Source organism: Dactylosporangium roseum (assembly GCF_025264685.1).
Taxonomy (GTDB): Bacteria; Actinomycetota; Actinomycetes; order Mycobacteriales; family Micromonosporaceae; genus Dactylosporangium; species Dactylosporangium roseum.
Window position 1 is genome coordinate 6,970,159 of sequence record NZ_CP073721.1, and the last position, 26,334, is coordinate 6,996,492.

Consider the following 26,334-nt stretch of genomic DNA (forward strand, 5'->3'; position numbering starts at 1 on the left):
TGGCACGAACGGCGGATTCCCCTTTCCATGATCATAAGGTCGAGCGGCGTGGCGCAACGTGAGCACACCGCCCGCTCAACGCCCGCCGTAGCCGCAGCCCGCGGATGACCCGTCGATCAGCCGGAGGTCAGACGACCAGGGCTGAGCGGAGCGCCGACAGGTCCTTGTCGCGCACGCCCTGCTCGCGGGCCCAGCCGTCCATGCCGCCCCAGCGTTGCCGCACGAGGTCGAGCGTCCGGGCCATCAACGCCGCCTCCGGCTCCCAGACCGTCACCGACGGGGGCCGGGGCGGCAGGCCGAGCCGCTCGACCACGACCCGCACCCGCTCGTGGATCGTCGGCATCGCCGCCGCGGTGGCCGCGTAGTCCTCGGCGATCGCGTCGTCGGGCACGCCGAGCAGGCCCAGCACGACCGCCGCGAGCACGCCGGTGCGATCGCAGCCGGCCTCGCAATGGAACACCGCCGGCAGGGCGTCGAAGCTGGCCAGGAGCCGCACCGTGCCGGCCAGCACGTCGCCCTTCTCCGCCAGCATCGCCAGATAGTGCCCGACCAGGTCGTCGGCGCCGCTGACGTCGGCGATGGGCGCCGGGTAGTAGCCGACCCGCGTGCGGGCCAGCGGCCCCCGGCCGAGCCGCGCCACCTCGTGCTCGCCGCGCAGGTCGATCACGGTCGCGACACCCAGGCCGTCGACGAGCCGGTGCACGTCGGTGCGGGTCGCGTAGGCGAGGGAGTCGCTGCGGAACAGCACACCAGGGCGCACCGCGCCACCCTCCGCGGGCAGGCCGCCCAGGTCGCGGAAGTTGACCAGCCCCTCGAGCGCGCCGTCGAAGGGCCGCCGCCGGCGGAACCACCTCACCAGACGATGCCCTTCAGCCACCCGTAGAAGCTCATGAACCAGCCCACCTCGCGCAGATACGCGATTCCGGCGAGGGTCAGGAACAGGCCGGTGACGGCGTGCGCGCCCTTGGCCGTGCGCCGGACGCGGCCCAAGCGCTGCTCCAGCACCAGCCGGCCGAGCAGGCGGGTCAGCGCGAAGACACCGACCGCGACCGCCAGGACCACGAGGAACGCGAAGAACGGGCCGGTGAGGCTGCCGTCGCTGTCGAGCGCCCAGAGGCCCCAGCAGATGAACGCGATGAACGCGCCGGTGCCGGTCAGCTCCCAGCCAACCTTCAGGGTGCGGGCGCGCTCGCCCCGCTCGGGACGGTACCGCTGCGGCTCGACCGGGTCGACGTCCATCATGCCGGTCGGCTCGGGCGCCGGACGGGTGATCACCTTCGCGCGGCCGCGCATCTGCGGCACGCCGGCGGAGTTGACCGCGACGCTGCCGGGCGAGACGGGCGCGCCGGAGACCGGAGGCGCGGAGACGGGCGGCGCCGAGACCGGGGGCGCGACCGCGGTCGGCGGCGCGGGCTGGTAGAACGAGGTGACTCCCGAGGTGGCCGCCCGCAGGGCGACGAGCTCCCGTTCGAGCCGTTCGATCCGCTGGTACGCGTCGGTCTCCGTGCCCGTCACGGACGGCCGTGCCCGCCCGACGGCGCGGCCTGTCTCGGCGTTGTCGGGCTCGTGCCAGTCGCAACCCACGTCGGGCAGCCCGGCCCGGCGGACGAGGTCGGCGAGGCCGGCCAGCCAGCCCTGCAGCTCACGGGTCTCCGGGCGGTCGCCGGGCCGGTCGGCGAGCGGGGCGTGCAGGTGGTCACGCAGCGCCGGGAGGCCCTCCAGCAGCGGGTGGCGGCGCAGCACGTTCCACGGCGGGGGCGAGGCGTCCTGGTGGCGCTGCCCCTGCTGGTCGCTGCGGCCGTCGACCCGCGGGTAGGCGCCGGTGACCAGGAAGTACGCCACGGCACCGTAGCCGTGCACGTCGTAGGCCGGGCCGAGGTGCTTGACCCCGCCGAACGCCTCCGGGCCGCCGGACTCCGGCGTATAGGCGATCTGGGTGATCTCCTCCTCGCGGTGGTACCGCGCGCCGGTGAAATCGATCAGCCGGACCTCGCCGGTCGCGAGCACCATCAGGTTGGAGGGCTTGATGTCCATGTGCAGGACCGGCGTGGCACCGGTCTCCTGCGGGTGGTGCAGATGCTGCAGTACGACCGCCAGGGTCTTCAGCACGGAGACGGCGTTCAGCCGGCGCGCACCGGGCGCGGACCCGGACCGCTGGGCCACGTATTCCCGCAGGTTGATCCCGTGCAGGTAGTCGTAGACCTGGTAGGGCACCGCGTCACCGGGCGCCGGCCGCTCGCCGGGCCGGTGCGGCGGAGGGCCGTAGAAACCGTCCGCCCGCCGGCAGATGCCCGGCACGCCCCGGTTGTTCAGGTCCATCAGCGCGGCGTCACCCTTGTCCCAGGAACGCAGCTCGTCGGCGATCGGGCGCCGCGGGTCGACCCGGAACACCTTCACCGTCATCGGCGCCGAGGTCACGCCACCGCAGACGCGCACCGCGCGGTAGACGTCGGCCTGCCCGCCCGAGCCCAGATGGGCCACCAGCCGGTACCGCTGGAACGTCTCCGCCAAAGGGCTCGCAGGACCACATACGAGGTCCAGCAACGCACCCTGCGTCATGGTGACACTCCCCCCAGCAACAAATTCGTCCCCCGGACAATTCGAGAGTAACGAGCGCGCAAATCGGTCGCGCTCAGTGAAGGTCACGGGGTAGACACAACCGGATGAGCGACTACGTGCTGCGCACCGCCACCCCCGAGGACTTCGACGCGTTCAGCCGTGTGATCCGCGACGCGTTCGCCGCGCCCGGCGCACTCGACGCCACCGACACGATCCGCACCGTGATCGAGTTCCCGCGGCACCGGGTGGTGGAGCACAACGGCCAGGTCGTCGCCTCCAGCGGCGCCTTCACCCGCGACCTCGCCATCCCGGGTGGCGTGCTGCCCGCCGCGCACGTCACCGCGGTCTCCGTCGCCGCGACGCACACCCGCAAGGGGCTGCTGCGCCGCATGATGACGGAGCAGCTTACCGGGGTGCCCGAGGCGGTCGCCGTGCTGTGGGCCTCCGAGGGGCGCATCTACCAGCGCTTCGGCTACGGCGTCGCGTCCCAGAACGTGACCCTGCGCGTCGACCGGCGCGAGGTCACCCTCCGCACGGCCCAGGAGGACGGCACGCTGCGCGCCGCGGTGCCCTCCGCGGTCGTCAAAGAGCTTTCCGAGGTGTACGACCGTGTGCTTCCCGGCCGTCCCGGCTGGTCGAGCCGCAACGGGACCTGGTGGGCCCACCTGACGAACGACCCGGAGTCCCGCCGGGACGGATACACGGCGACGCGCGCCGTCCTCTATGAGAACCCGGACGGCGGCGTGGACGGATACGCGCGGTTCAAGGTCCGCAACACCTGGGACGACACCGGCCCGAAGCATGAGGTCAACGTGGTGGAGGTGGTGGCCGCCACGCCGGTCGCGTACTCGGCGTTGTGGCGGTTCCTGTTCCGCATCGACCTGAGCCGCACCGTGGTCCTCGGCCTGGGCAACGTCGACGAGCCGCTGTTCCACCTGGTCGACGAGCCGCGCCGGCTGGGCGGCAAGCTGGCCGACGGCCTGTGGCTGCGCATCGTGGACCTGCCCCGGGCGCTGACCTCCCGGAAGTACGCGGCCCCGGTCGACGTGGTCCTCGAGGTCACCGACGCGCTGCTGCCGTCGAACGCGGGCATCTGGCGGCTGCGCGTCGGCGCCGGCGGTGCCCTGGTCAACTGCACCCGGGTCGACTCGGCGCCGGACCTCACGCTGGACGTGGCCGACCTCGGCGCGGCGTACCTGGGCGGGACGAAGCTCGGCACGCTGGCGCTGACCGGCCGCGTGGTCGAGCACCGCCCCGGCGCGGTGGCGGCGACGAGCACGGCGTTCGGCTGGCACGTGACCCCGTCGTCGATCGAGATCTTCTGATGCTCGGCGGGGTGGCCGGGAGGCGGTAGGGTTTGTGGCGTGGGCGGGATTCAGCGCAGGCGGCGCCGCATGCGGCAGCATCAGCCGGTGACGCCTGACCCGGCCGCCACCCCCGCCGACGACCCGGCCCCGGACGCCTCGGAGGAGGCGGACGGCGTTGCCGAGGCGGCGCCGACGAGCCCGGCGCCCGTGACCGCCAAGCCGCACCCGCCGATCCCGCGGCCGCCGCTGCACCCGCCGGTGCCGACATCGGGTGCGCCGGCCGCACCCGGTGCCGCCGGCGGCCACCCGGCACCGCAGACGGCTGCCGGCAGCGACCCGGCCACACGTCCCGGCCCGATCGGCGAGCAGGCCGCCCGGCCCGCTCCGGCAGGCGCGGACGGCCCCGGCGACACGTCCGGCGCGGTCCGTGCGACGGGCGAGCCGACACCCGCCGCCGGGACCGAGACCTCGGACGGCGAGCCGCCGCGGCCGACGCCGCACCATCTCGCGGAGCTGTCGGGGGCGTTCGCGATGACGGCGAGCGTGCACGACCCGGAGGCCGCCGACCACGAGCCGCAACCCGCCCGCGCGGGCCGCGACGACGACCACGACGCTGACCACCATCATCACCACGAGCCGAACCATCACCACCACGACGAGGTGGTGTCGGAGCGCGGCCTGCGCGGCCTGGTCGGCGGGGGCGCCTCGCAGGTGGGTGTCTCGGCGGCCATGCGCGCCCGCGACGCGGCCCGGCCGACCGACGAGGACCTGGCAGCGGCCGAGCGGGACCTCCAGATCATCCGCCGCGGCTGGGTGCCCCGCGAAGAATTGGCCCGCCCCGGCCGCCGGTCCCCGACCGGCTGACCGGTCAGTCCTCCGGCAGCGGCGGGAGGACGTGCGCCTTCTCGTATTCCGCGACCTGGGCGATCCGGCGGACGTGCCGCTCGCCGCCGGAGAACGCGGTCGTCAGAAACGCCGACACGAGTGTCGTCGCCTCGTCGAGGGTGTGCTGGCGGGCGCCGATCGAGACGACGTTGGCGTTGTTGTGCTCGCGGGCGAGCTGGGCGGTTTCGAGGTTCCACGCCAGGGCGGCGCGGACGCCGGGGACCTTGTTCGCGGCGATCTGCTCGCCGTTGCCCGAGCCGCCGATCACAACACCCAGGCTGCCCTCGTCGGCGACGACCCGGGCACCGGTGTGGAAGCAGTAGGCGGGATAGTCGTCGTCGGGATCGAACTTCGCCGGCCCGACATCGACGACCTCATAACCCTGCAGTCCCAGAGCTGAGACCAGGTGCACTTTCAGCTCGTAGCCGGCATGGTCCGAACCAAGGTAGACGCGCATACCCGGCAGTCTGTCAGAACCGGATCAGGCCCAGACACGAGCCTGTCACCAGGACCGCGCCGAGAAGGGCGAGCCCGCCGACCCAGGCGGCGGTGGCGCCCGGCGTGAGCTGCCAGTGCCTCCGCCGGTCCCAGGCAAGGGCCGCCGCGGCGAAGGCGCCGACGCCACTGGCGGCCACCATGGCCGCAACGAAGAACATCATCTGCACATCCCAGGCCGAAGAACAAGCGGCCTAGTGTGTACCACGATCGGGTGACCCGATGAAATTCAGTCGAGCTGCGCGACCACGAGACCGGCGCGGGCCTTGGGGGTGAACCAGGTGCTCTTGCGCGGCATCTTCTGCCGGGCCAGGTTCACGGCGACGAAGTCGTCGACGGTCACCGGCGCGACGAGCACGGCGAGCTCGGCACGACCGGCGTCGACCTCACCGCGCAGCCACTCCGCCGGGTAGTCCCCGCCGACATACGTGATGCGCTTGTCCCCCGGCTCCAGCCCGAGCGTCTCGGCGAAGAGCCGCCGCTCGACGAGGGCGTGGTCGAGGTTGTCGACGACACCGGCCTCCGCCACCCGGGGCAGCGTGGCCGACCAGGCACCGCCGCGCGTGTAGAGGTGCACCCGCCCGCCGGCCGCCGGCACACCGACCGGCCCGGTCAGCGGCTCCAACTCGAGCGCGTCCAGCGGCGCGGTGAGCTCCGCGACGAGGCGGTTGTAGGGCTGGATCGCCACCGACTCGGGCGTGGTGACGACGGCGAGGAAGCGCGGGTAGCCGGCGGTCTGCGCGGCGAGGCTGCGGTGGTTGCCGTCGGCGACGACGAGTTCGCCGCCGCCGGCGAGTGCCAGCAGCCGGTCCCGGATGGCGCCGGCGCCGACGGCCCAGATCTCGTGTGCGCGGCCGGCCGGATCGGTGTCGACGACGGCCGGGCTTCCGGCCTCGGCGACGGCCTGGGCCAGCGCCGTGTGCAGTGCCTCCCCCTGCGCGGTCTGCAGCAGCAGTACGGGCGACAGCAGGTGCTTCGTCGCCTCCGCCAGCGCGACCCGCTCGCGAACCTTCTCGACGAAGACGTCCTCGTTGCGGATGACCGCACCCGGCTCGTCGGCGCTCGTGGAGATCTGGTCGGTCGCCACCATGCACCACAGGCCATATGCCCGGGCGCCGTCCGGCGCGGTGATCCGGTAGAGGACTACCACGTCGCCGGCCGGCACGTAGTGGCCGTCGTCCTTGGCGGCCCGCAGGCGCGCCACGGCGTCGGGCAGGCAGTCCAGGAACGGTCTCCCGACGCTCCCGGGCGCCCGGTGCGGCATCTCCACCGCCAGCGCGCTGGCCGGGTTGGCCGCGATGATCTCGGTGATCTCCGCGTCGTCGGCGAACTCGTCGTAGTTCTGCGCGCCGGTGCCTCCGGTGGACAGCCAGGCGCGTGCGATCGGGTACGCAACCGTCATGTACAGAACGCTATAGCTCAGGCGATCCGGGCCGCGGCACGGGGCACACCCCGTCCCGCAGTGCGGCGCCGCGCGTTGCGGGTCGGCACCGCCGGTGCGAGCGGGTTCGGGGTGCACACGAATGCGAGCGCCGGCGCGGGCTCGGCCGGGACGGGAGCGGCCCACGCGGAGGCGCTCACCACGACCGGCGGCGCGAGCAGCGCGGCGACCTCGTCGGGCAGGTCGGGAAGTTCCTCTTTCCAGGCCCGCTCCTGGACGGTCCAGCGCGTGGTCGAGCTGACGGCGGTCATCTCCGGCCTCCCCATGACGACAGTGTCATTGCACACAGGCAACGGCTCCCGCGCGTGTCGGCGTCGCACCGGCTGTGCGAATTCCAGCGAACGGTACGCGCGACGACCGGGCACGACGCTGTCGCGCTTCGGGCACGAACCGGGCGTACCGCGAGACCTCACACGGTGGCGGGCGAGCGGGTCAGCAGCTTGACGATCCGCAGCGCCACTCCCCCGCGGCGCCGGCGGCGCAGTTCGACCATGTCGGCGAGGGCGTGGATGATGCGCAGGCCACGACCGGTCTCGGCGTCGGGCGGGGCCTCCGGCACGGCGGTCGACTCCAGGCCGAGGCCGTCGTCGACGACGTCGATGATGCACCGGTCGTCCTGGATGGTGACGGTGACCTCGTAGTCGGCGCCCGCCGTGGCGTGCTGGACGGCGTTGGCGCACGCCTCGCCGACGGCCAGGCCGATGTCCTCCCGGCAGTCCCTGGTGACGGCGAAGACGGCGAGGGCGGCGTCGAGGACCCGGCGGGTGAGCGGGACGGTCGACCGGTCGCGCGGCAGCGAGAGCGAAAGCCGAATCTCCATGCCCACCGTCGTGCTCCCTTCGCGTCTGGCGCCGCAGGCTTAGGGTGCCCCGGATCGGGGGCGAGGAAACGCTCGGGAACCGCGTCATATAGCGAACTACGCATAAGATGGGTGCATGGGTCACGGTCACGATCACGGGCCGCGCGCGGACGCCGACCGGCGCTGGCTGACGATCGCCCTCGCGCTGATCGTGGGCTTCATGGCGGTCGAGGTGGTCATCGGCCTGCTCGTCAGCTCGCTGGCCCTGCTCTCGGACGCGGCACACATGCTCTCCGACGCCGCGGCGATCGCGATGGCGCTGTTCGCCACCCGGCTCGCCGCACGGCCGCCGTCGGGCGGGTTCACCTTCGGGCTGAAACGCGCCGAGATCCTGTCGGCGCAGGCCAACGGACTGACCCTGCTGCTGCTGTCGGCCTGGATCAGCTACGAGGCGATCGTCCGGCTCGTCACGCCGCCGGAGGTCGGCGGCGGTGCGGTGGTCGCCACGGCCGTGGCCGGCATCGCGGTCAACCTCGTCGCGGTCCGGGCGCTGGGCAAGGCCAACCGGACCAGCCTCAACATCGAGGGCGCGTTCCAGCACGTGCTGACCGACCTGTTCGCGTTCGTCGCGGCCGCGGTCGCCGGCCTCGTGGTGCTGCTGACCGGGTTCTACCGGGCGGACGCGATCGCGTCGCTGGTCGTGGCCGCGCTCATGATCCGCTCCGGGCTCGGGCTGGTCCGCGACTCCGGCCGCATCTTCCTGGAGGCCGCGCCGTCTGGCATGGACCCGGCGGCACTCGGCCGGGAGCTGTGCGCGGTGCCGGGCGTGGTCGAGCTGCACGACCTGCACGTGTGGCAGGTCACCTCGGGCTACCCGGCGCTGTCGGCACACGTGCTGGTCGCGCGGGAGGGTGACTGCCATGCGGTGCGAGCCGCGATCGAGACCCGCCTGCGCGAGCGATGGGACATCGGCCACACCACGCTGCAGGTCGACCACTGCGAGGACGACCCGCACTGCCTGGACTCACACGGTGCTGCGTACCGGGCTGGGGGCTGAGACGGCCCGCACCCGCCGGGTGACGACCCGCTCGGCGACGAACGACAGGAACGGCACGGTGCCGGCGAGCAGGATCAGCGCCGTGAAACCCAGTGTCCACTTCGCCCGCCGGGCCAGGTCGGCGGCGAGCACCAGATAGACCATGTAGAGGAAGCCGTGTGCCGGCCCGACGAGCGCCACGATGGTCTCGTCCTCGCTCGTGTACTTCAGAACCGTCCCGACCGTCAGCACGATCAGCAGCACACCGACGATCCAGGCGATGACCCGGTAGCGGGTGAGGGCGGGGTTCAAAGGCGTCGCGGACATGTACCTCATCCGGGGAAGTCGCTGGGACGTCGGTCAGGGTTGGCGGCGAGCCAGGCGAGCATGCGGTTGTACTCGGCCAGCTCGGGATCGTCGTCGTGCCGCACGGGCACCGGCACCTGCAGCGGGCGCAGGGGCGGCGGCGCGGGCCTGGGCTCGCTGACGCCACGGGCGTCGCGCACGGCCCGAACCCAGAGGAAGACCACGAACAGCGCGAAGAGCGGCCACTGCACCGTGTAGGCCCAGCTCAGCATGTTGCCCGCCGTCGCCCGCTCGTATTGCCACCAACCCGCCAACATGCAGACGGCCACCCCGGCGAGTGCCAGGACATGCCAGAGCACCCACCGAGGTGTGAAGAACCGCCGCACAGGTAGGCAGCCTACACTTCAGTCGAACGAAGGTCCCACATCGCGGGTGCGCTTGATCTCGAAGAAGCCCGGCGTGCCGGCGACGAGCAGGGTGCCGTCCCACAGGCGACCGGCCGCCTCACCCCGCGGCGCGGGGGTGACGACGGGGCCGAAAAAGGCGATGAGCTTGCCGTCGACGCCCGGAACGTGGATCACCGGAGTGCCGACGTCCATGCCGACCGGTTCCATCCCGGCGAAGTGGCTCTCACGCAACTGCGGGTCGAACTCGGTCGACGCCGCGAACTCGGCGAGCCCGGCGGGCAGGCCGGCCTCGGTGAGCGCGGCGCGGTAGAGCTCCTCGCCCGGCTCCTGCTTCTCGTGGTGGATGCGGGTGCCGAGCGCGGTGTAGAGCGGGCGGAGCACCTCGTTGCCGAACTTCTGCTCGGCGGCGATCGCGACGCGGACCGGCCCCCAACCCTTTGCCAGACCCTCCTTGTACTTCTCCGGCAAGTGGTCACGGCCCTCGTTGAGGATGGACAGGCTCATGACGTGGAACCGCACGTCCACCGGACGGACCTGCTCCACCTCGAGGAGCCAGCGAGACGTGATCCAGGCCCATGGGCAGCGCGGGTCGAACCACATGTCGGCGATGACACGATCTTCGGACACGGGACGATCACCTCTCTAGTGAAAGAGTCGGAAATCCGATTCGATCCTTACTCTTGGGCCACTGTCCGTGCCACCCGGGCAGGAGGTGACCTGAGCCACTCCTCCAGTGTGGCCCTGGAACATGGAAGACTCGGAGTGACGCCGTCGACGGGGACGGCCACAGCGATACGACGGGAGACGACACGTGGCCGGTGTACGCAACCTACGCCAGGTTGAGGCGGTCGAGCGGGCTCGCCTGCTCGACGTCGCGGCGTATGACATCAGCCTCGACCTGACGGATGGCGCCGGCCATCCGGGCGAGGGCACGTTCCGGTCGATCACCGAGGTGCGGTTCACCTGCCACGAGCCGGGTGCCGGCACCTTCATCGAGATCGCCGCCACAAGCCTGCGCGGCGCCACCCTCAACGGCGAGCCGCTGGACATCTCGGGCTGGTCGACCGAGGTCGGGCTGCCGCTGACCGGGCTCGCCGCCGACAACGTGCTGGTCGTCGACGCCGACTGCGCGTACTCGACCACCGGCCAGGGCCTGCACCGCAGCGTCGACCCGGTCGACAAGGAGGTGTACCTCTACAGCCAGTTCGAGACGGCCGACGCGCAGCGCGTCTTCGCGTGCTTCGACCAGCCCGACCTCAAGGCGGGGTTCACCTTCCACGTCACCGCGCCGGCGCACTGGAAGGTCATCTCGAACATGCCGCTGGCGAGCCAGGAGGGCCTCACGCGCCACTTCACGCCCACGCCGCGCATGAGCACCTACATCACCGCCGTGTGCGCCGGGCCCTACCACGAGGTCCGTGACACGCACGACGGCATCGACCTCGGCGTCTTCTGCCGCCAGTCGATGCGGCAGTACCTCGACGCCGACGACATCAACCTGGTGACCAAGCAGGGATTCGACTTCTTCCACAAGGAGTTCGGGATCCGCTACCCGCTGCCCAAGTACGACCAGGTCTACTCCCCCGAGTTCAACGCGGGCGCGATGGAGAACTTCGGCTGCGTCGTCCACGCCGAGCAGCACTACATCTTCCGCTCGCCGGTCACCGACTTCGAGTACGAGCAGCGCGCCAACACGATCCTGCACGAGCTCGCCCACATGTGGTTCGGCGACCTCGTGACCATGCGCTGGTGGGACGACCTGTGGCTCAACGAGTCGTTCGCCGAGTGGGCCAGCCACTGGTGCAACACGCACGCGACCCGCTTCAAGGACGCGTGGACGACGTTCCTCTCCGTGCGCAAGAACTGGGGCTACCGGCAGGACCAGTTGTCCTCGACCCACCCGGTGTACTGCGAGATGCCCGACGTCGAGGCGGTCGAGGTCAACTTCGACGGCATCACGTATGCCAAGGGCGCGAGCGTCATCAAGCAGCTCGTCGCGTACGTCGGCATCGACGCGTTCCGCAGCGGCCTGCGCGCCTACTTCCAGCAGCACCAGTGGGGCAACGCGACCTTCGACGACCTGCTGTCGGCGCTGGAGGCCGCCAGCGGCAAGGAGCTGCGCAAGTTCGCCGCGCAGTGGCTGGAGACCGCCCAGGTCAACACGCTGCGCCCGGAGCTGACGATCGCCGCCGACGGCACCTACGAGCGGGTGCTCGTCCGTCAGGAGGCCCCGGCCGCCTACCCGACGCTGCGCACCCACCGCATCGGCATCGGCCTCTACGACCTGGTCGAGGGCGGCCTGGTCCGCCGCGAGCTGGTCGAGGCGGACGTCGACGGCGAGCAGACCGAGGTCACCACGCTGGTCGGCCGCAAGGCCGCCGACGTGTTGCTGCTCAACGACGACGACCTGACGTACGCGAAGCTCCGCCTCGACCCGCGCTCCATGGCCACCGTGGTCGAGCACATCGACGGCCTCGACAACTCGCTGGCGCGCGCCCTGGTCTGGTCGGCCTCGTGGGACATGGTCCGCGACGCCGAGCTGGCCGCCCGCGACTACGTCAAGCTGGTCACCGTCGGCCTGCCGGCCGAGAAGGACATCAACCTGGTGACGGCGACGATCCGCCAGGCCCAGTCCGCGCTGGTCTTCTACGCCGACCCGGCATGGGCGCCACAGGGCTGGGCCCAGATCGCCGCGACGGCCCGCGCCGCCCTGCGCGCCGCCGAGCCGGCCAGCGGCTTCCAGTTGACATGGGCGCGTTCGTTCGCCGCCGCCGCTCGGACACCCGACGACCTGGCGGTGCTGTCGGGCTGGCTGCGCGGTGAGGACGTTCCCGCGGGCCTCACCATCCAGGCCGACCTCCGCTGGGGCATCCTGCATGCCCTCATCGCCAACGGCGCCGCCGACCCGGCCGAGATCGAGACCGAGCTCGACCGCGACCGCACCGCGAGCGGCGAGCGCCAGGCCGCCCTGGCCCGTGCCCTCGTCCCCACGGCCGAGTCGAAGGCCGAGACCTGGCGCAGGCTGGTCGAGGACCACCAGCTACCGAACTGGCTGCAGCGCTCGATGCTGCAGGGCTTCCAGCACTCCACTCAGACGGCCCTCACCGCGCCGTACGCGGCCGCCTACTTCGAGGCGCTGATGACGGTGTGGGAGAACCGGGACAGCGAGCCCGCCGCGGAGTTCGTGGAGCTCGGCTACCCCGCGTTCCAGGTCGGCGAGGAGACGGTGGCCCGCACCGAGGCCTGGCTCGCCGAGCCCGGCCGCCCGGCACCGCTGCGCCGCCTGGTCGGCGAGGGCCGCGACGGCATCGTCCGCGCCCTGAAGGCAAGGGCCAGGGACGCATCCGCGGTGTAGCTGTATCGGTCGTAGGCCGGGCCCGGAGCCGCCGTTCGTTCGGCGGCTCCGGGCCCCGCCGCTGTTTCGGCGCCGTCGTTCTCTCGGCTCAGCCGCGGTTCCTCGGGTGCGCGTTCCGGCGCAATCCGCCGCCATGCCACTCGAGGTTCAGTCGTGCGGGTGGCGTCTGGTCGCTCATGGCCCGGGACGGCGCGTCCGGGCCGGCGACTTCATGATCATGGGAAGGATCTGGCTATCGGGGCAGCCACATCTTTCCCATGATCATGAGACCGACGGCACGACGGCGGATCACGGCCTTGACCCGGGCCCCCGCATGAACTCCACGATCACGAACCGGGGAGACCGGCCGCCCTGGCGACAGCCGGGTCGCGCGGAACAACGGCCCGCGAGCGACAGCGTGCGTGCCCGCAGCGGTCCGGCCAGCGGCTGACGAAGCGGCTGACGAAGCGGCTGACGAACGGCTCAGGAACGACCGGCGTGGTCGGCCATCTGAGCCAGACCGGCGACCAGGCCGCCGGCCAGGTCACCGCCGCCGAACGCGGCAGCCATGGACAGCGCGGCCAGCTTGGCGGCGCGGTCCGGGAGGCGTCGACGGGCCTCGCCGCCCGTCACGATCTCCAGGACGCGCTGGTTGGGTGACACGGCGATGAGCACCGAGTGTGGCGGGTCGGCGAGCTGACCGTGCAGCTTCTCCGTGCTCTCGCGGGTCGGCTCGTCGAGCTCGCCGACGTAGATGCTGAACGTCAGGCCGGTCGACGAGTCGGCCAGCCGGAGCGCCTCATCGAGGCGCAGCAACTGGCGCGTGGTGAACGGCCCGTTGAGAACGTTGGGCTGGCCGACCAGGCCAGCGCCGCTACCACCGGTCACTTGCGCCTCCCATGACGTGCGGCTGCGCCCTGTCGCCGGACCACTCGGTCACGGCCTCATCGCCGCCCGTGGTCAACTCGGGTCGCCGCGTGCCGGGTAGCTCGCGGGCACTCGTCGTCTTGGTCAACTGCTCCGGTGCGGACAGGAACCAGACGGGCGTGAACTCGAACGGCCGTCCGGGCCGGTAGCGCTTGCTACGCCGGGAACCTCCCCCAGCGTAGACGGCGCCCGCGATCAGCACGATGACCGCTACCGGGATCCCGGCGAAGATCAGCGTCGTCTCGATGATGGACAAGCTCAACGCCCCCAGGCGTCGAAGGGACTAAAAGACCGGCTTCACGTTAGCGGGCGCGCATGACCAGCCCGTTGCCGGGGGTATCCGACCTTGAGAACCGGGGTGCCGGCCTGACGTCACCCACCGTCAAGCTCTCGCGTCAGTATGCCGAAATGCGCGACGGTCATGCCCCGATCGGTCACTTCCGTGCGCGTTTCCACATCCCGAAGCATTTCCGAGGCATTTCCGAAGCGCCGCTCGGCCGGGTGCACGCGCCGGCACAGTGGTGACCGCCACTGCGCCCCACCGGGTGGGAGCCCTCACACCGTGGGATCCGCACCACTCCGGCACAACCCGGGCGGGCGGCGCTGCCGCCACCGCCCGGCGGGCGAACACGGGTCAGGCGGCCCGGCCCAGAGCCAGGCTGTCGGACGACAGGTCGAGCCAGTCCGCCCAGCGCGGGTCGGGGGTGCGGTGACCCAGCACGCGCCACGCGACGCCCTTCGGCGCAATGGGGCTGGTATGCAAACGCCAGCCGAGTTCGGCTGGCGTTTTGTCACCCTTGGTGTGGTTGCACCGGGCGCAGGCGGCGACAACGTTCTCCCAGGCGTGCCGGCCGCCGCGGCTGCGTGGCATCACGTGGTCGATGGTCTCGGCCGGGCCGCGGCAGTAGGCGCATCGCCATCCGTCACGGGCGAATATGCCGCGGCGGGAGAGGCCTATGTGCGTGCGGTACGGCACCCGGACGTAGCGGGTGAGCCGGACGACCGAGGGCACCGGCAACTGGTCGTTGGCACTGTGGAGAATGCCCTCACCGTCGGCGACACAGACAGCCTTCGATGTCAGGACCAAGATGGTGGCACGCCTGACAGACACGACACACAGCGGTTCGTAGGTGGCGTTGAGCACAAGCGCACCCGACACTCGTGCGGGTCGTATGTCAGGCATCGCCGTCCCCCTAGCGCGTGAAGGAATCTCCCTGGTCAAGGTCGCTGCGGCGGCTCCGGAACGGCGCCGTGCGCTAATCGTCCCTGATAGATCCTCGGATTGCACGTACTATTTGCGGCCGGCGGGTGAACCTTCACCCGCCCCCGACGGACGTTTGTGCGGACTTACCCCGGTTCGCACCGGTTTCTGAGGAGCTCCGTGATCAGCCCCCTGGCCTTGCCGCTGGAGGAATCCCCCGCCGCCCCGAACCCCGGACCGAGCTGCGTCAAGGTCAGCGACGTCTGCGAGATCGTCTACGAGCAGACCAAGGTCAAGTGGTTGGCCGAGAGCAGCTACTGGGTGCTGGTCAAGCCGTTGACCATCCTGCTGATCGTCATCGTGGCGATGCTGATCCGGGCCTTGATCCACCGGGCGGTCGACCGGCTGATCAAGCACACCGTCGCGGACAACGAGTCGGGCGGCTCGCTCCTGCGCCCCTTCCGCAACCGCCTCCCCACGGCCCTCGCGCTGCCGGCCGAGCGGCGCAACCAGCGGGCCCGCGCGCTCGGGTCGGTGCTGCGCAGCATCGCCTCCGCGGTGGTCTTCACGATCGCGACCATGCTCGTGCTCGGCGAGGTCGGGCTCAACCTCGGCCCGCTGCTGGCCAGCGCCGGCATCGCCGGCCTGGCGATCGGATTCGGCGCGCAAAACCTGGTCAAGGACTTCATCGCCGGCCTGTTCATGCTGCTGGAGGACCAGTACGGCGTGGGTGACGTCGTCGACGTCGGCGAGACGTCGGGTACCGTCGAGGCGGTCGGTCTGCGGATCACCACGATCCGTGACGCCGCCGGCGTGGTCTGGTATGTGCGCAACGGCGAAATCATCCGGGTCGGCAACAAGAGCCAGGGCTGGGCGGTCGTCAACATCGACGTGCCCGTCGGCTTCATCTCGATCGACCAGGCCACCGCGGTCCTGCGTGAGGCCGCCGCCGCGGTCGCCGAGGACCCGGACTTCGTCGACGACTTCATCGACCCGCCGACCGTCCTCGGCGTCGAGCAGATCACCGCCGACGGCGCCGTCCTGCGGACCACGGTCAAGACCTCGACCGAGGCGCAGTGGCGGGTCGGGCGGGAACTGCGCCGCCGGCTCACCGAGGCGCTCGAGCGGGCCGGCATAGCGGCCCAGTTGACCGCCGCGCGCATGTTCATCCGTCCGGCGGTCGACCACAACAGCGACACGGGGCAGGGCGGCCCGACCTGATTCGCCGGAACGGCTGGTTTGTCCAATCTCTCGATCATCTGCGATCAACCCGTCGGGTAGGGTCGCGCGTCGGGTGGTCAGTCGGTTATCGTCCGTTCGTTCAGGTACATCGCTGCACAGTGTCCCGGTCCGGCGCCAGATGACCCCTTTTGGTGCTGAATTAACTGGTATGACCGCGCCCGCGAACGCATAACGCCGCTGTCGTGACCGATGGAAGGGGGCTCCACCGGTGTCAGACCCCGACGAGTCCGCCAACCACCCGGCGACCATCGGCGAGACGCTTGCCAACCGCGAGTATCTCGCCGTTTTCACCGCAAGCTCGCTGTCGTGGTTCGGCGACAACGTCGCGCGCGCCGCCATCATCGCGCTGGTCTACATGCGCACCGAGTCGCCGATCGCGTCGGCCGCGGCCTTTGCGATCAGCTATCTGCCCTGGCTGGGCTTCGGTGCGGTGCTGGCCGCGGTGGCGGACCGCTACTCGTACCGCAAGATCATGATCATCAGCGACGCGCTCCGCATGGTGATCATGATCGGCCTCGCCGTGTTCGGCGGGCTGCCGGTCTTCCTGTTGATCGGCCTGCTGTTCGTCAACGCGCTGCTCAGCCCGCCGTTCGACTCGGCGCGCTCGGCACTGCTGCCCCGGATCGTGCAGGGCGAGCGGTACATCACCGCGCTCACCATGCAGCGCTCGGCCGCCCAGATCGCCCTGATCGCCGGATACGCGGCCGGCGCGGCACTGACCGCCATCGACGCGCGATACGCGCTGCTGTTCAACGCGGCCACGTTCGCCACGTCCGCGCTGCTGATCTTCCTCCGGGTCCAGGAGCGCCCTCCGAGCCTGAAGGTCGAGCAGCGGACCAACCTGATCCGGGAGAGCATCGAGGGTTACTCGGTCGTCTTCCGTTCGCCGGTCATGCGCGCCATCGCGCTGCTCGTCTTCTGCGGCGTCTGCTTCGGCGTGGTGCCCGAGGGGCTGGCCGCGGCCTGGTCGGCCGAGCTCGCCGGCGGCCCCAGCCCCGGCTACCTCGGCGTCATCATGGTCTCCGCCGCGGCCGGCTTCATGATCGGCAGCGCACTGGTCACCTGGCTGGTCAAGCCGCACCAGCGGATCAGGCTCATCCGCCCGGTCGCGATCATCACACCGCTGGCGCTGGTGCCGTCGTTGCTCCACCCGAACATCGTCGGCGTGGTCGCCATGACCCTGATCTCCGGCGCCGCGATGGCCGGCACGCTCCCCGCCACCAACGGGCTGTTCGTCCAGGTGCTGCCCCCGGCGTACCGGGCTCGCGCCTTCGGCGTCATGCAGAGCGGCGTGCAGCTCATCCAGGGCGCCGCGATCGTCTTCACCGGCTGGTTGGCCTCGGACCACGCGCTCGCCGAGGTGGTCGGATACTTCAGCATGGCCGGCGTGGTCATCATGGCCGTGATCCTCACCATATGGCCGACACCCGCCACCATCGCCGACGCGATCGCCGCCAACAAGGTCCAGATCGCCGCGGAGGAGCAGGCCCGCCGGGCCCCGGAGACCGTCGACGACTTCGGCGAGGTCACCATCGACCTGGGCCGTGTCCCGCTGCCGGCCAGGCGGTCCCGGCCCTCCCCCGGCCCCGGCGTAAGCCAGCCGGCGATGCTCGACCCGGCCGAGCGGACCGTCGACCTCTCGGAGCGCACCGCGGAGCTGGGTGGCCTACCACCGCCGCCACCCTCGCAACCGGCACGGCATAGTTGATGGTGTGACGACGGCCCCCAACTTCTACGAGCTCGTCGGCGGCGAGCCCACGTTCCGCAAGCTGGTCGACGAGTTCTACGCAGGTGTCGCCGACGACCCGATCCTGCGCCCCCTGTACCCCGAGGAGGACCTCGGACCCGCCAACGAGCGGTTCCGGCTCTTCCTCATCCAGTACTGGGGTGGCCCCAGCACCTACTCCGAGCGCCGCGGCCACCCCAGGCTCCGGATGCGTCACGCGCCGTTCCGCATCGGCCCGGCCGAGCGCGACGCCTGGCTGCGGCAGATGCGCCGGGCGGTCGACGCCATCGAGCTCGACCCGGAGCACGAGGCTGTGCTGTGGGAGTACCTCGAGCGTGCCGCCCATTTCATGGTCAACTCGGATGACGACACCCCTTCGGGGCTAATCGGACGGATCGGCTGAACAAGCTTCTTTCGTAACGTTTCCTCGTTAGTGGAATAGCGCCCCATGTTGGGTTTCCACGACGAAGGAGCACGAATGCGCCGACGCCTGATCGCCGCCGCGGCGACAGCACTGGCCGCGGTCGCGGTCGCCATCCCCGCCTCGGCGGCGTTGAACCACCCGGCGCCGGTGTCGACGAACCCCGTCGACTTCACGCCGCACGTCCTCGACGGCGAGGTACGCGCCTTCGCTCTGGTCGGTGACACGGTCGTGGTCGGCGGCGACTTCCGGAACGTGGCCGACGCCACCCGGAAGACGCGGTACAAGCGGAGCAACCTCTTCGCGTATCGTGCCTCGACCGGCGAGATCCTGCCGTTCGCGCCGCAGGTCGACGACGTGGTGCTGGCGCTGGCTCCCGGCCCGGACAACACGGTCTACGCCGGCGGCGCGTTCCGGCGGGTCGGCGGCGCGCCGCAGCGCGGCATCGCGCAGCTCAGCCTGGCCGACGGCAGCCGCGTGACCGCGTTCACCGGCACGATCAACTGGGGCGACGTCCGCAGCCTGATCGCCTTCGGGCCGTGGCTGTACGCGGCGGGCTCGTTCAGCCGGATCGGTACGCTCGACCGGGCCGGCCTGGCCCGCCTCAACGCGAGCACCGGGATCGCCGACCCCACGTTCGACCTCAAGCTGGCCGCGCCGCATCTCACGCGGGTCAAGCTCGAGGACCTGGCCCTGACCCCGGACGGCACCCGGCTGGGGGCGATCGGGGCCGTCGAGCAGGCCGGCGGGCAGTACCGGGCCCAGGTCGTCATGGTCGACATCCCCGCCAACGCACCCGCGCGCCTGGCGGACTGGTACACGGACGCGTACACCAAACCGTGCCGGGCGGGCTTCGAGACGTACCTGCGCGGCATCGACTTCGACCCCACGGGCACGTACGCGACGATCGTCTCCACCGGCCGCAAGTGGGGCGAAAAGCTGATGTGCGACACCGCGGCACGGTTCGACCTGCGCGGGACGGGCATGCACCGGCCGCTGTGGATCAACTGGACCGGGGGCGACTCGCTGTACTCGGTGGCCGACACGGGCGCGGCGATCTACGTCGGCGGCCACCAGCGCTGGATGGACAACCCGCAGGGCCGCGAGTCGGCCGGCCCGGGCGCGGTCGCCCGGCCGGGCATCGCGGCGATCAACCCGGTGACGGGCAAGGCCACGGACTGGAACCCGAAGCGCAACCCCCGGGGCGTCGGCGCGCGGGCACTGCTGGCCACGCCGCAGGGCCTGCTGGTCGGCTCGGACACGGACCGGATCGGCAACGAATATCACGGGCGCCTCGCGCTGCTGCCGATCTGACCCTGTGCACGGTTCCACGTCGCGCGGCCCCCGTCTCCGGACGGGGGCCGCACGCTTGTGCCGCACATGCGGAACGGCCCCCGTCTGCTGACGAGGGCCGCTCTCGAATGGGGTGACTGAAGGGATTTGAACCCTCGACACCCGGGACCACAACCCGGTGCTCTGCCAACTGAGCTACAGCCACCATGAACGTGCCCGCTAATAGTAGGGCATCGCCCCCGGGATCCGTCGACAGGGTTATGGCGCGTTCGTGTCACCTTCCCGGCGCAGCTCCGCTGCGATGACCTTCGCCGCCTCGACGTCCGGACCGGGCAGCGGCACGAACAGGGTCCGGCGGTAGTACTCCAACTCGCGGATGCTCTCCCGGATGTCCGCCAGCGCGCGGTGCGCCAGGCCCTTGGCGGGCTGGCCGAAGTACACCCGCGGGTACCACCGGCGGCACAGCTCCTTGATCGACGAGACGTCGATCATGCGGTAGTGCAGGTGGTTGTCGAGCCGGGGCATGTCCCGCGCCAGGAACCCGCGGTCGGTCGCGATGGAGTTGCCGCAGAGCGGGGCCGTACGCGGATCCGGGACGTGCTGGGTGATGTAGTCCATGATGAGGTCCTCCGCCTCGGGGACGGTCACGGACGACGCCCGCACGGCCTCGGTGAGGCCGGATTTGCTGTGCATCTCGCGGACCACCTCCTGCATGCCGCCGAGCTGGGCCTCGTCGGCGTGGATGACCACATCGACACCCTCACCGAGCACGTTGAGATCCGGATCGGTCACCAGCGCCGCGACCTCGATCAGCGCGTCCTTACCCAGATCGAGTCCCGTCATCTCACAGTCGATCCAGACCAAAAGATCACCCACACCAGACAGCCTAGTGTTCATCCGGCCGACTTCTCACTCCTTGATGTACGCAATCGCCCATAGCGCTCGTTGTCGTTGCCCGCCGCGCGCCCGAAGTGTCCTGTCCCGCGCGGGTGACCGCTCGTGCTCCCGCGCGTCTGATCGGCGCCACGCTGCTGGCGACGCTGGCCGGTGCCCTGGTTCCGGCCACTCCGGCCGCGGCGCACACGACGCTGCGGCAGAGTGACCCCGCCGCGAACTCGACCATGCCGGCGTTCCCGGAAGTGGTACGGCTCACGTTCACCGACACGCTGCAGCGCCTTCGGCGGTGCCGTCCCCGACCGCCCCGGCGGTCGGGCCGGGTTCACCGCCTGCCGTCCTCGCGGATCCGGCGTCGACGGCCGCCGCAGCGTCTTCGTCCGGCGGCGGACCGTGGTGGATGTGGCCGGGTTGTGACGGCTGTACCGCTGGTCGCTGCCGGCGGCGGTGTGGTCGTCCCCCTGACGTCTCAGCGGGTGCTGGAGGCTGCGGTGTCGCGGTCCCTGGACTCCTCGGACTCCTCGGACTCCTCGGACCGCTCGGATTCCCCGGACTCCTGGGATTTCTCCGGCTCCGCCACGGCGAGGGGCGCCCAGGTGAAGTGCAGCTCGATGGCGGGCATGGCCGGCAGCGGCGGCAGCTCGACCGGGCCGCGCTCGCCGAGGTCCAGCTCGGTGTCTTCGGGCACGGGGCGGTCCAGCTCGCTCTCGGGCAGGCTCGCCACGTCGACGTCCTCGTTCTCCGCGGCGGGCTTCCCCGGCGCGTCGGCCATGATAGCCGCCAGCGCACCGGCGAGCCTGGGGTTGGAAAGCGTGATCGGGGCCGCCGGCACCGGTTCGGTCGACGACTCATCATCGGCGTCAGCGTCGGCCGTGGCGGCCTCCCCGCCGACCGGCGCCTCGCCGGTGGCATCGGCCGTCCTGCCGGTGGCCCGAGCCTCGGTGTTCGCGGCGCCGGCCGCCTCGGCGGCGCCGCATGTCTCGCTGTTCGCGGCGCTGGCGGTCTGGTCGGCGACGCGCGCATCGATCCCGGCCTCCGCACCGGCCGACGCCTCGTCCGCCGCGCCGGCACCGGCCACCGCCTCGGCACCCGTCGCGGTGCCACCCGCCACCTCGGCGCACGTCGCCGTCGCGGTACCGCCCGCCACCTCGGCGCACGTCGCGGTACCGCTCACCGCCTCGGCGCACGTCGCCGTCCCGGTGGCGCTTGCCGCCGCGATGTCGTCCGCCGGTCCGGTCACGGTCGGCGCCGACGCGGCCGCGACGGCCGTCGGGGACGGCTCGGTGTCCGCCGCGCCGGACTTCGCCGGCTTGTTGAACATCGCCGCCAGGGCATCCTTCGGCGCCGCCAGGTTGCGGCGCAGCGACGCGTGGGTCCGGGTGGCCGGCGTCGGCTGGGCCGGCAGCGCAGGCAGGGCCGGCGGCTCGGTCCGGCGGCGCTGCGGCCAGGCCAGCGTCAGCAGCGCGATCAGGAACAGAGCCACGCCCATCACGAGCAGCCCGGCCGTCGTCGGGCCCAGCCACACGGGAGCCAGCCGGGCGGTGAGCGCGGCGTCGACACCCGGCGTGCCGTCGGCGTTCATGACGACCAGCGACAGATGCCGGCCGCGCAGCGCCGACGGCGACCAGGAGAGCTCCGCGGCACCGTCGACCTGGCTGCTGCGCCCGATCCAGAAGAGCTGACCGGCGGGGACCGGCAACGGCACGGCGGGGACGGCCGCGTCGGCCGGCGCCGGGCGGGCCGGGACGGCCGACGCCTCGACCGGCAGCGGGCCGCGCGCCAGGCGCACCCGGCTGATCCGCGACTGACCGAGCCCGTCCAGGTATTGGGCGACGTCCTCGTCCGGGCCCAGACCGATGAACAGGGGGCCGCCGGACCCACGCGCCGACAGGCTGAGCGTGGTCTGCCCACCCCGCGCGAACGGCGCGTCGGCCCGCAGCAGCGCGTCGACGTCGGGCACGACCACCGCATGACCGTCCGAGTGGACGCGCTCCAGTCGTGCCGTGAACGTGTCGTCGGCGGCGCGATGCTCCATGGTCACCCAGAGTCCGCCACCGGCGAGCGCCAGCGGCACCGCGATGAGCAGCAGCAGCGCGCCGACACCTGCCCGAACCAGACGCACGACCATTGGCAGCGGCCCCTTCCCCCCAGCGTTCTGGAGCCGACAATACCTGCGAAAACCCCGCGAAATGCCCAAAATCGCCGAGACCGGTCGCAGGTTATTTCACCGGCACCTGCGCCGTGACCGTCGACTGGTTCAGGTCGTCGACACGCGCGGTGATCTTGATCTCCCACGTGCCGGGCGTCACGAACGACACCTGCCCGACGGCGTGGTCCTCCGAGATCGCCAGCGTCGGCACGACCAGCGGCTCGATCCCCTTCGAGGGCAGGGCCGCGGTCGCCTTCCACTCGACGACCTTGAGCGGTCCCGAGCCGTCGGGCTTGAGGGCGTACAGGTGGATCGAGTTCTGCCCGACGGTCGCGGGCGAGACGTCGACCTGGAGCTTCATGAGGTTGGTGCTCATCGTGCCGGTGAACGGCCCCGACGGCGTCCGGTCGGCCTGCGCGCTGCGCGCCGGCGTGGTCTGGACCAGCACCGACGTCACCGCGAGCACCACGACGGCGACGGCCACCTCGGTCAGGACGGTGCGCCGGAGCAGGCGGCGGTCACCCCCGCCCACCGCGGGCGCGGCCCCGTCGGCCTCGTCCTCCGCACCGTCCTCGTCCGCCCGCTCCGCGGCGACGGGGACGAAGCGGCGGTTGGTCAGTTGCCGCGAGTACGCCGCGACCGCGAGGACGACGGCGAGCAGCGCGACCTTCGTGATGACGAGGCGGCCGTACGTGGTGCCGGTCAACGCGTCGATCGTGCCGATCTCCACGAGCGCCTGCGCGGTGCCGGCGAGCACCAGCACGGTGATCGCGAACAGCGCCCAGCCGGACCAGACCGGCACGATCGCGGTCAGTTCACGGGTGTTCGCCTGGCGGAGGAGAAACCCGAAGAGCATGACCAGCCCGCCCAGCCAGACGGACATCGCCGCCAGGTGGGCGACGTCGGCGACGACGGTCAGCGTCGGCACCGGCGAGGCGCTCGGATGCCCGGAGATGGGCCAGGTGGCCAGGCCGACGATGCCGAGGATCACCAGCAGCGTCTGGTCGACCTTGCCGGCCCGCCCGGCGACCAGCGGTCGCAGCAGGAGGGCCGCGGCGACGACGACGGCGAACCGGATCAGGTGGGCGGCGCCGAACGGCGTGCCCAGAACCTCTCGCGCGGCGGCGGACGAGACGTCGAAGACGGACGTGCCGGCGGTGTACGGGATCTGGAGGTACAACTCCAGGATCGTGCTCAACGCGAGCAGGCCGGCGCCGACCAGGGCGACCCGGCCGGGCTGCCGGCCGGAGAGCCGGCGGGGCCAGAGGGCGAACAGGATCAGGGCCGGGCCGATGAACAGCACGAGGCCAGCGAACCCGAGGAAGCGCGCGACCGACATGGCGTTCTTGACCACGCCGTCGGTCTGGACCGTCGCGGCGCCGTCGTCGCTGGGTGTCGCGGACACCTCGCCGTAGGAGAAGCTGTAGCCACCGCTGATCGGATGACTGTCGGCCGAGATGACCCGGTAGCTGACGAGATATGTGCCCTTCGGCCCGCCCGGCTCGAGCGGGATGACCAGCTCGGTGTCGCGGGCGACCGGCTTGCCGGTGTCGGCGCGGCTGCCGTCCGGCCCGATGACCCTGATCTTGTCCGGGACGATGCGCACGGACTCGCTGAAGGTCAGCGTGACCTCGCCCGGCAACTGGTCGAGCACGGTGCCGGCGACAGGGGCCGTCTTGACCAGCGTCGCGTGCGCGCTGGCGGGCGCGGCGGGCAGCACCAGGATGAACAACGCCCCGAGAAGCATCGCCAGGGAGATGGACCATCTACGTCGGGTCATGCGTTCATGATTTCGCGCCGATCATCTGCGGATAGTCGGGGGTCGGTCCCGGAAAGTTCCCCTGACGCACCGTCAATTCGCCATGGACGCACCGCTATGGGCCCCCTCGTCCCGAACCCCCACGCGATAGAGTCCACAGCATGACCACGACGCGCCTGGAGCCGGGTGACACCGCCCCCGAGTTCACGCTGCAGACGGACCGCGACGAGCCGTTGTCGCTCGCCGACCTTCGCGGCCGCAAGGTCGTTCTGTATGCCTACCCGGCGGCGATGACCCCCGGCTGCACCAAGCAGGCGTGCGATTTCCGTGACAACCTTGCGTCGCTGAAGGCCGCCGGCTACGAGATCGTGGGCATCTCCCCCGACTCGCCGGCGAAGCTGGCACAGTTCCGCGAGCGCGAGGCGATCACCTTCCCGCTCGTCTCCGACCCCGACCGTTCGGTGCTGCGGGCCTACGGGGCCTATGGCGAGAAGCAGAACTACGGCCGCACGATCCTGGGCGTGATCCGCTCGACCTTCGTGATCGACGAGAAGGGCCACATCGAGCGCGCCCTCTACAACGTCAAGGCGACGGGACACGTGGCGAAGCTCCGCCGTGACCTCGGCCTCGACTGACCCGGGCGGGTCGCGGGCCGACGCAAGATCGGCGTCAAACACACAGGTAACGCGCTCGAAACGGTTTGCGGCCCGTGGCATTCCCGCGCGGTACGTCTCCGGCTACGTGCACCCGAAGGTCGAGACGGAGGTCGGCGAGGCGGTCGCGGGCAGAGCCGCGCCTGGGTGGCGGAGTGGTGCGGGCAACGGGTCGGTACAGTGTGTCTCGGTTGCTGGGGCCGTAGCCCAATGGCAGAGGCACACGGTTTAGGTCCGTGCCAGTGTGAGTTCGACTCTCACCGGCCCCACAGATATTGGCTGTATTTTCGGCGTCGCCCGCTCGTAACTCAGCCGCATCATGACGAAGCTGAATCAGATCATCGCGGTCGAGAAGGGCGTGAAGTCCCGCACGTATCGGCCCAAGGACGAGGAAGGCGAGCAGCTCCCGCCGGAGTCGACCCGCGTGCAGGTGAAGGCCGAGGAGGTCATGCGCCAGACGGCGACCATCCTGACCCGGCTGTTCGACGTCACCGCCACGAAGGACTGGACCAACTGCGTCGCCCGTGCCGACGTGATCGTCGACGGCGAGCCGCTGCTGCGTGACGTGCCGGTCTCCTACCTGCTGTTCCTCGAGAAGCAGTTGGTCGACCTGCTGACGTTCGTGCGCAAGCTGCCGATCCTCGACGCCGCCGAGGCGTGGGTGTACGACGCCTCCGCGGACTGCTACGCCACCGAGCCGACCCAGACCACGCGCACGAAGAAGATCCCGCGGAACCACGTCAAGGCCGAGGCGACCGAGAGGCACCGCAGCCTCATCCGCACCGCAGCCTCATGTGCATCGCGATCCCACGGGCATCGCGATCCCACGGGCATCGCGGTCCCACGGGCATCGCGGTCCCACGGGCATCGCGGTCCCACGGGCATCGCGGTCCCACGGGCATCGCGGTCCCACGGGCATCGCGGTCCCACGGGCATCGCGGTCAGCGCGACGGCGCCCGCACCCGTCCGACCGCCGCGATGGCGTCCTCGGGTTCATCGACACTCACCGTGAATTGCCGCCCACCGAAGTCGAACACCAGCGCCGGCCCGGACCGCACGATCACGGACCGCCCGAGCCCGGGGACCCAGGTCCACCCCCATCGCTGCCCGAGGCTGGACTGCACGTCGATCGCACGCAACTCCCCCACCATCCGCAGCGGCACGGCGATCGGCGGCATCGGCAGCAGCCCATGGCGGATCCGCACGTTGTACATGCTGATCTCCACCCCGACGTGCGCCATCGCCGCGGCCCAGACCAACGCCGCAAGCCCGGCTATGAACAGCAAGGCGGTCAACGCGAGCCACTTGGTCTGCTCGAACGGCCGCTCCGGCGCGGCTAGGTATCCGGCGACGAAGCACACGACGGCAACCCCGAGCCCGGCACTCGTCCGGCGATATCCGATGGCCCGCCCGGACCACAGCAGAAACGACACGCGCGTTGTTCTACCAGAGCAACCACCGGTGTCGCTGCTGTCCATTCCGTGACCGTCCACACTGTTC

The 26,334-nt window shown here is 71.2% G+C and carries 27 protein-coding genes, 2 tRNA genes and 1 pseudogene; 12 read left to right on the forward strand and 18 right to left on the reverse strand.

The window, feature by feature from the left end; all coding sequences use genetic code 11:
* Positions 1 to 127 precede the first annotated feature (127 nt).
* The gene (locus Drose_RS32645) at positions 128 to 856 is read right to left on the reverse strand and encodes a tyrosine-protein phosphatase (protein ID WP_260725104.1); all 729 of its coding nucleotides are present in this window, start codon (positions 854 to 856) and stop codon (positions 128 to 130) included.
* On the reverse strand, positions 853 to 2,559 hold the full coding sequence (locus Drose_RS32650; RefSeq protein WP_260725105.1) for a serine/threonine protein kinase: 1,707 nt from the start codon (positions 2,557 to 2,559) through the stop codon (positions 853 to 855). The genes Drose_RS32645 and Drose_RS32650 overlap by 4 nt, the downstream gene beginning before the upstream one ends.
* 104 nt (positions 2,560 to 2,663) lie before the next feature.
* On the opposite strand from Drose_RS32650, the gene Drose_RS32655 reads away from it, so the two are divergent.
* Positions 2,664 to 3,884, forward strand: coding sequence for a GNAT family N-acetyltransferase (locus Drose_RS32655; protein WP_260725106.1), 1,221 nt, complete (start codon positions 2,664 to 2,666; stop codon positions 3,882 to 3,884).
* A 648-nt stretch (positions 3,885 to 4,532) separates the two neighbouring features.
* Positions 4,533 to 4,730 (forward strand): annotated as a pseudogene (locus Drose_RS32660) (hypothetical protein); the annotation flags it as partial.
* Between the two features lie 4 nt (positions 4,731 to 4,734).
* Here the strand turns inward: Drose_RS32660 and Drose_RS32665 are convergent.
* From Drose_RS32665 to Drose_RS32685, 5 genes are all read right to left on the reverse strand, one after another.
* Entirely contained in the window at positions 4,735 to 5,208 is a 474-nt protein-coding gene (locus tag Drose_RS32665) for a ribose-5-phosphate isomerase (protein ID WP_260725107.1), read from the reverse strand.
* Positions 5,209 to 5,221: 13 nt separating this feature from the next.
* Entirely contained in the window at positions 5,222 to 5,410 is a 189-nt protein-coding gene (locus Drose_RS32670; protein ID WP_260725108.1) for a hypothetical protein, read from the reverse strand.
* A gap of 65 nt (positions 5,411 to 5,475) precedes the next feature.
* Positions 5,476 to 6,648 carry a DUF1015 family protein gene (locus Drose_RS32675; RefSeq protein WP_260725109.1) on the reverse strand — a complete coding sequence of 391 codons (1,173 nt, stop codon included), beginning with the start codon at positions 6,646 to 6,648 and terminating at the stop codon, positions 5,476 to 5,478.
* A 17-nt stretch (positions 6,649 to 6,665) separates the two neighbouring features.
* Positions 6,666 to 6,938 carry a hypothetical protein gene (locus Drose_RS32680; protein WP_260725110.1) on the reverse strand — a complete coding sequence of 91 codons (273 nt, stop codon included), beginning with the start codon at positions 6,936 to 6,938 and terminating at the stop codon, positions 6,666 to 6,668.
* Between the two features lie 158 nt (positions 6,939 to 7,096).
* The gene (locus tag Drose_RS32685; RefSeq protein WP_260725111.1) at positions 7,097 to 7,507 is read right to left on the reverse strand and encodes an ATP-binding protein; all 411 of its coding nucleotides are present in this window, start codon (positions 7,505 to 7,507) and stop codon (positions 7,097 to 7,099) included.
* Between the two features lie 115 nt (positions 7,508 to 7,622).
* On the opposite strand from Drose_RS32685, the gene Drose_RS32690 reads away from it, so the two are divergent.
* Positions 7,623 to 8,543 carry a cation diffusion facilitator family transporter gene (locus Drose_RS32690; protein WP_260725112.1) on the forward strand — a complete coding sequence of 307 codons (921 nt, stop codon included), beginning with the start codon at positions 7,623 to 7,625 and terminating at the stop codon, positions 8,541 to 8,543.
* Here Drose_RS32690 and Drose_RS32695 read toward each other — a convergent pair.
* The 3 genes from Drose_RS32695 to Drose_RS32705 are packed head-to-tail and all read right to left on the reverse strand — an operon-like array spanning position 8,511 to position 9,835.
* On the reverse strand, positions 8,511 to 8,834 hold the full coding sequence (locus Drose_RS32695) for a DUF3817 domain-containing protein (RefSeq protein ID WP_260729892.1): 324 nt from the start codon (positions 8,832 to 8,834) through the stop codon (positions 8,511 to 8,513). The two genes, Drose_RS32690 and Drose_RS32695, sit on opposite strands and share 33 nt — an antisense overlap.
* Positions 8,835 to 8,854: 20 nt before the next feature.
* Positions 8,855 to 9,187 carry a hypothetical protein gene (locus tag Drose_RS32700; protein ID WP_313899961.1) on the reverse strand — a complete coding sequence of 111 codons (333 nt, stop codon included), beginning with the start codon at positions 9,185 to 9,187 and terminating at the stop codon, positions 8,855 to 8,857.
* 45 nt (positions 9,188 to 9,232) lie between these two features.
* Complete coding sequence (locus tag Drose_RS32705) at positions 9,233 to 9,835, reverse strand: DsbA family protein (protein WP_260729893.1); 603 nt, start codon at positions 9,833 to 9,835, stop codon at positions 9,233 to 9,235.
* A 211-nt stretch (positions 9,836 to 10,046) separates the two neighbouring features.
* Between Drose_RS32705 and pepN the strand changes: the two genes are divergently transcribed.
* Entirely contained in the window at positions 10,047 to 12,590 is a 2,544-nt protein-coding gene (pepN, locus tag Drose_RS32710; protein ID WP_260725114.1) for an aminopeptidase N, read from the forward strand.
* 462 nt (positions 12,591 to 13,052) lie between these two features.
* Here the strand turns inward: pepN and Drose_RS32715 are convergent, their stop codons facing one another.
* Together Drose_RS32715 and ctaJ are read right to left on the reverse strand one after the other, a co-directional pair.
* Positions 13,053 to 13,457, reverse strand: a complete 405-nt coding sequence (locus Drose_RS32715) for a DUF5130 domain-containing protein (protein ID WP_260725115.1) — start codon at positions 13,455 to 13,457, stop codon at positions 13,053 to 13,055.
* Positions 13,444 to 13,752, reverse strand: a complete 309-nt coding sequence (gene ctaJ / locus Drose_RS32720) for an aa3-type cytochrome oxidase subunit CtaJ (RefSeq protein ID WP_260725116.1) — start codon at positions 13,750 to 13,752, stop codon at positions 13,444 to 13,446. The genes Drose_RS32715 and ctaJ overlap by 14 nt, the downstream gene beginning before the upstream one ends.
* Before the next feature lie 59 nt (positions 13,753 to 13,811).
* Here ctaJ and Drose_RS32725 point away from each other — a divergent pair, with 59 nt between their 5' ends.
* Positions 13,812 to 14,021, forward strand: coding sequence for a hypothetical protein (locus tag Drose_RS32725; protein WP_260725117.1), 210 nt, complete (start codon positions 13,812 to 13,814; stop codon positions 14,019 to 14,021).
* A gap of 109 nt (positions 14,022 to 14,130) precedes the next feature.
* On the opposite strand, the gene Drose_RS32730 is transcribed toward Drose_RS32725, so the two are convergent.
* Entirely contained in the window at positions 14,131 to 14,679 is a 549-nt protein-coding gene (locus Drose_RS32730; protein ID WP_260725118.1) for an HNH endonuclease, read from the reverse strand.
* A 198-nt stretch (positions 14,680 to 14,877) separates the two neighbouring features.
* Here Drose_RS32730 and Drose_RS32735 point away from each other — a divergent pair, with 198 nt between their 5' ends.
* The 4 genes from Drose_RS32735 to Drose_RS32750 all read left to right on the forward strand — a co-directional run bounded on the left by Drose_RS32735 (position 14,878) and on the right by Drose_RS32750 (position 19,400).
* Positions 14,878 to 15,918, forward strand: coding sequence for a mechanosensitive ion channel family protein (locus Drose_RS32735; RefSeq protein WP_260725119.1), 1,041 nt, complete (start codon positions 14,878 to 14,880; stop codon positions 15,916 to 15,918).
* A gap of 229 nt (positions 15,919 to 16,147) precedes the next feature.
* A complete protein-coding gene (locus Drose_RS32740; protein ID WP_260725120.1) occupies positions 16,148 to 17,647 on the forward strand; it encodes an MFS transporter in 1,500 nt (499 codons plus the stop codon).
* On the forward strand, positions 17,640 to 18,068 hold the full coding sequence (locus Drose_RS32745) for a globin (protein ID WP_313900057.1): 429 nt from the start codon (positions 17,640 to 17,642) through the stop codon (positions 18,066 to 18,068). Before Drose_RS32740 ends, Drose_RS32745 begins: the two co-directional genes overlap by 8 nt.
* Before the next feature lie 75 nt (positions 18,069 to 18,143).
* Positions 18,144 to 19,400, forward strand: a complete 1,257-nt coding sequence (locus tag Drose_RS32750) for a PKD domain containing protein (RefSeq protein WP_260725122.1) — start codon at positions 18,144 to 18,146, stop codon at positions 19,398 to 19,400.
* A 108-nt stretch (positions 19,401 to 19,508) separates the two neighbouring features.
* Here the strand turns inward: Drose_RS32750 and Drose_RS32755 are convergent.
* The 4 genes from Drose_RS32755 to Drose_RS32770 form a co-directional block, all read right to left on the reverse strand.
* Positions 19,509 to 19,584 (reverse strand) — tRNA-His (locus Drose_RS32755).
* A 53-nt stretch (positions 19,585 to 19,637) separates the two neighbouring features.
* A complete protein-coding gene (gene orn, locus Drose_RS32760; RefSeq protein ID WP_390891464.1) occupies positions 19,638 to 20,222 on the reverse strand; it encodes an oligoribonuclease in 585 nt (194 codons plus the stop codon).
* Positions 20,223 to 20,742: 520 nt separating this feature from the next.
* The gene (locus Drose_RS32765; RefSeq protein ID WP_260725124.1) at positions 20,743 to 22,401 is read right to left on the reverse strand and encodes a hypothetical protein; all 1,659 of its coding nucleotides are present in this window, start codon (positions 22,399 to 22,401) and stop codon (positions 20,743 to 20,745) included.
* Positions 22,402 to 22,492: 91 nt separating this feature from the next.
* A complete protein-coding gene (locus Drose_RS32770) occupies positions 22,493 to 24,202 on the reverse strand; it encodes a copper resistance CopC/CopD family protein (protein WP_260725125.1) in 1,710 nt (569 codons plus the stop codon).
* 140 nt (positions 24,203 to 24,342) lie between these two features.
* Here Drose_RS32770 and bcp point away from each other — a divergent pair, with 140 nt between their 5' ends.
* The 3 genes from bcp (at position 24,343) to Drose_RS32785 (ending at position 25,846) form a co-directional block, all read left to right on the forward strand.
* Positions 24,343 to 24,816 carry a thioredoxin-dependent thiol peroxidase gene (bcp, locus tag Drose_RS32775; RefSeq protein ID WP_260725126.1) on the forward strand — a complete coding sequence of 158 codons (474 nt, stop codon included), beginning with the start codon at positions 24,343 to 24,345 and terminating at the stop codon, positions 24,814 to 24,816.
* Positions 24,817 to 25,030: 214 nt separating this feature from the next.
* Positions 25,031 to 25,103, forward strand: a tRNA-Leu gene (locus Drose_RS32780).
* 50 nt (positions 25,104 to 25,153) lie between these two features.
* Complete coding sequence (locus tag Drose_RS32785) at positions 25,154 to 25,846, forward strand: DUF7873 family protein (protein ID WP_260725127.1); 693 nt, start codon at positions 25,154 to 25,156, stop codon at positions 25,844 to 25,846.
* Here the strand turns inward: Drose_RS32785 and Drose_RS32790 are convergent.
* A complete protein-coding gene (locus tag Drose_RS32790; RefSeq protein WP_260725128.1) occupies positions 25,776 to 26,267 on the reverse strand; it encodes a hypothetical protein in 492 nt (163 codons plus the stop codon). The two genes, Drose_RS32785 and Drose_RS32790, sit on opposite strands and share 71 nt — an antisense overlap.
* Positions 26,268 to 26,334: the final 67 nt, after the last annotated feature.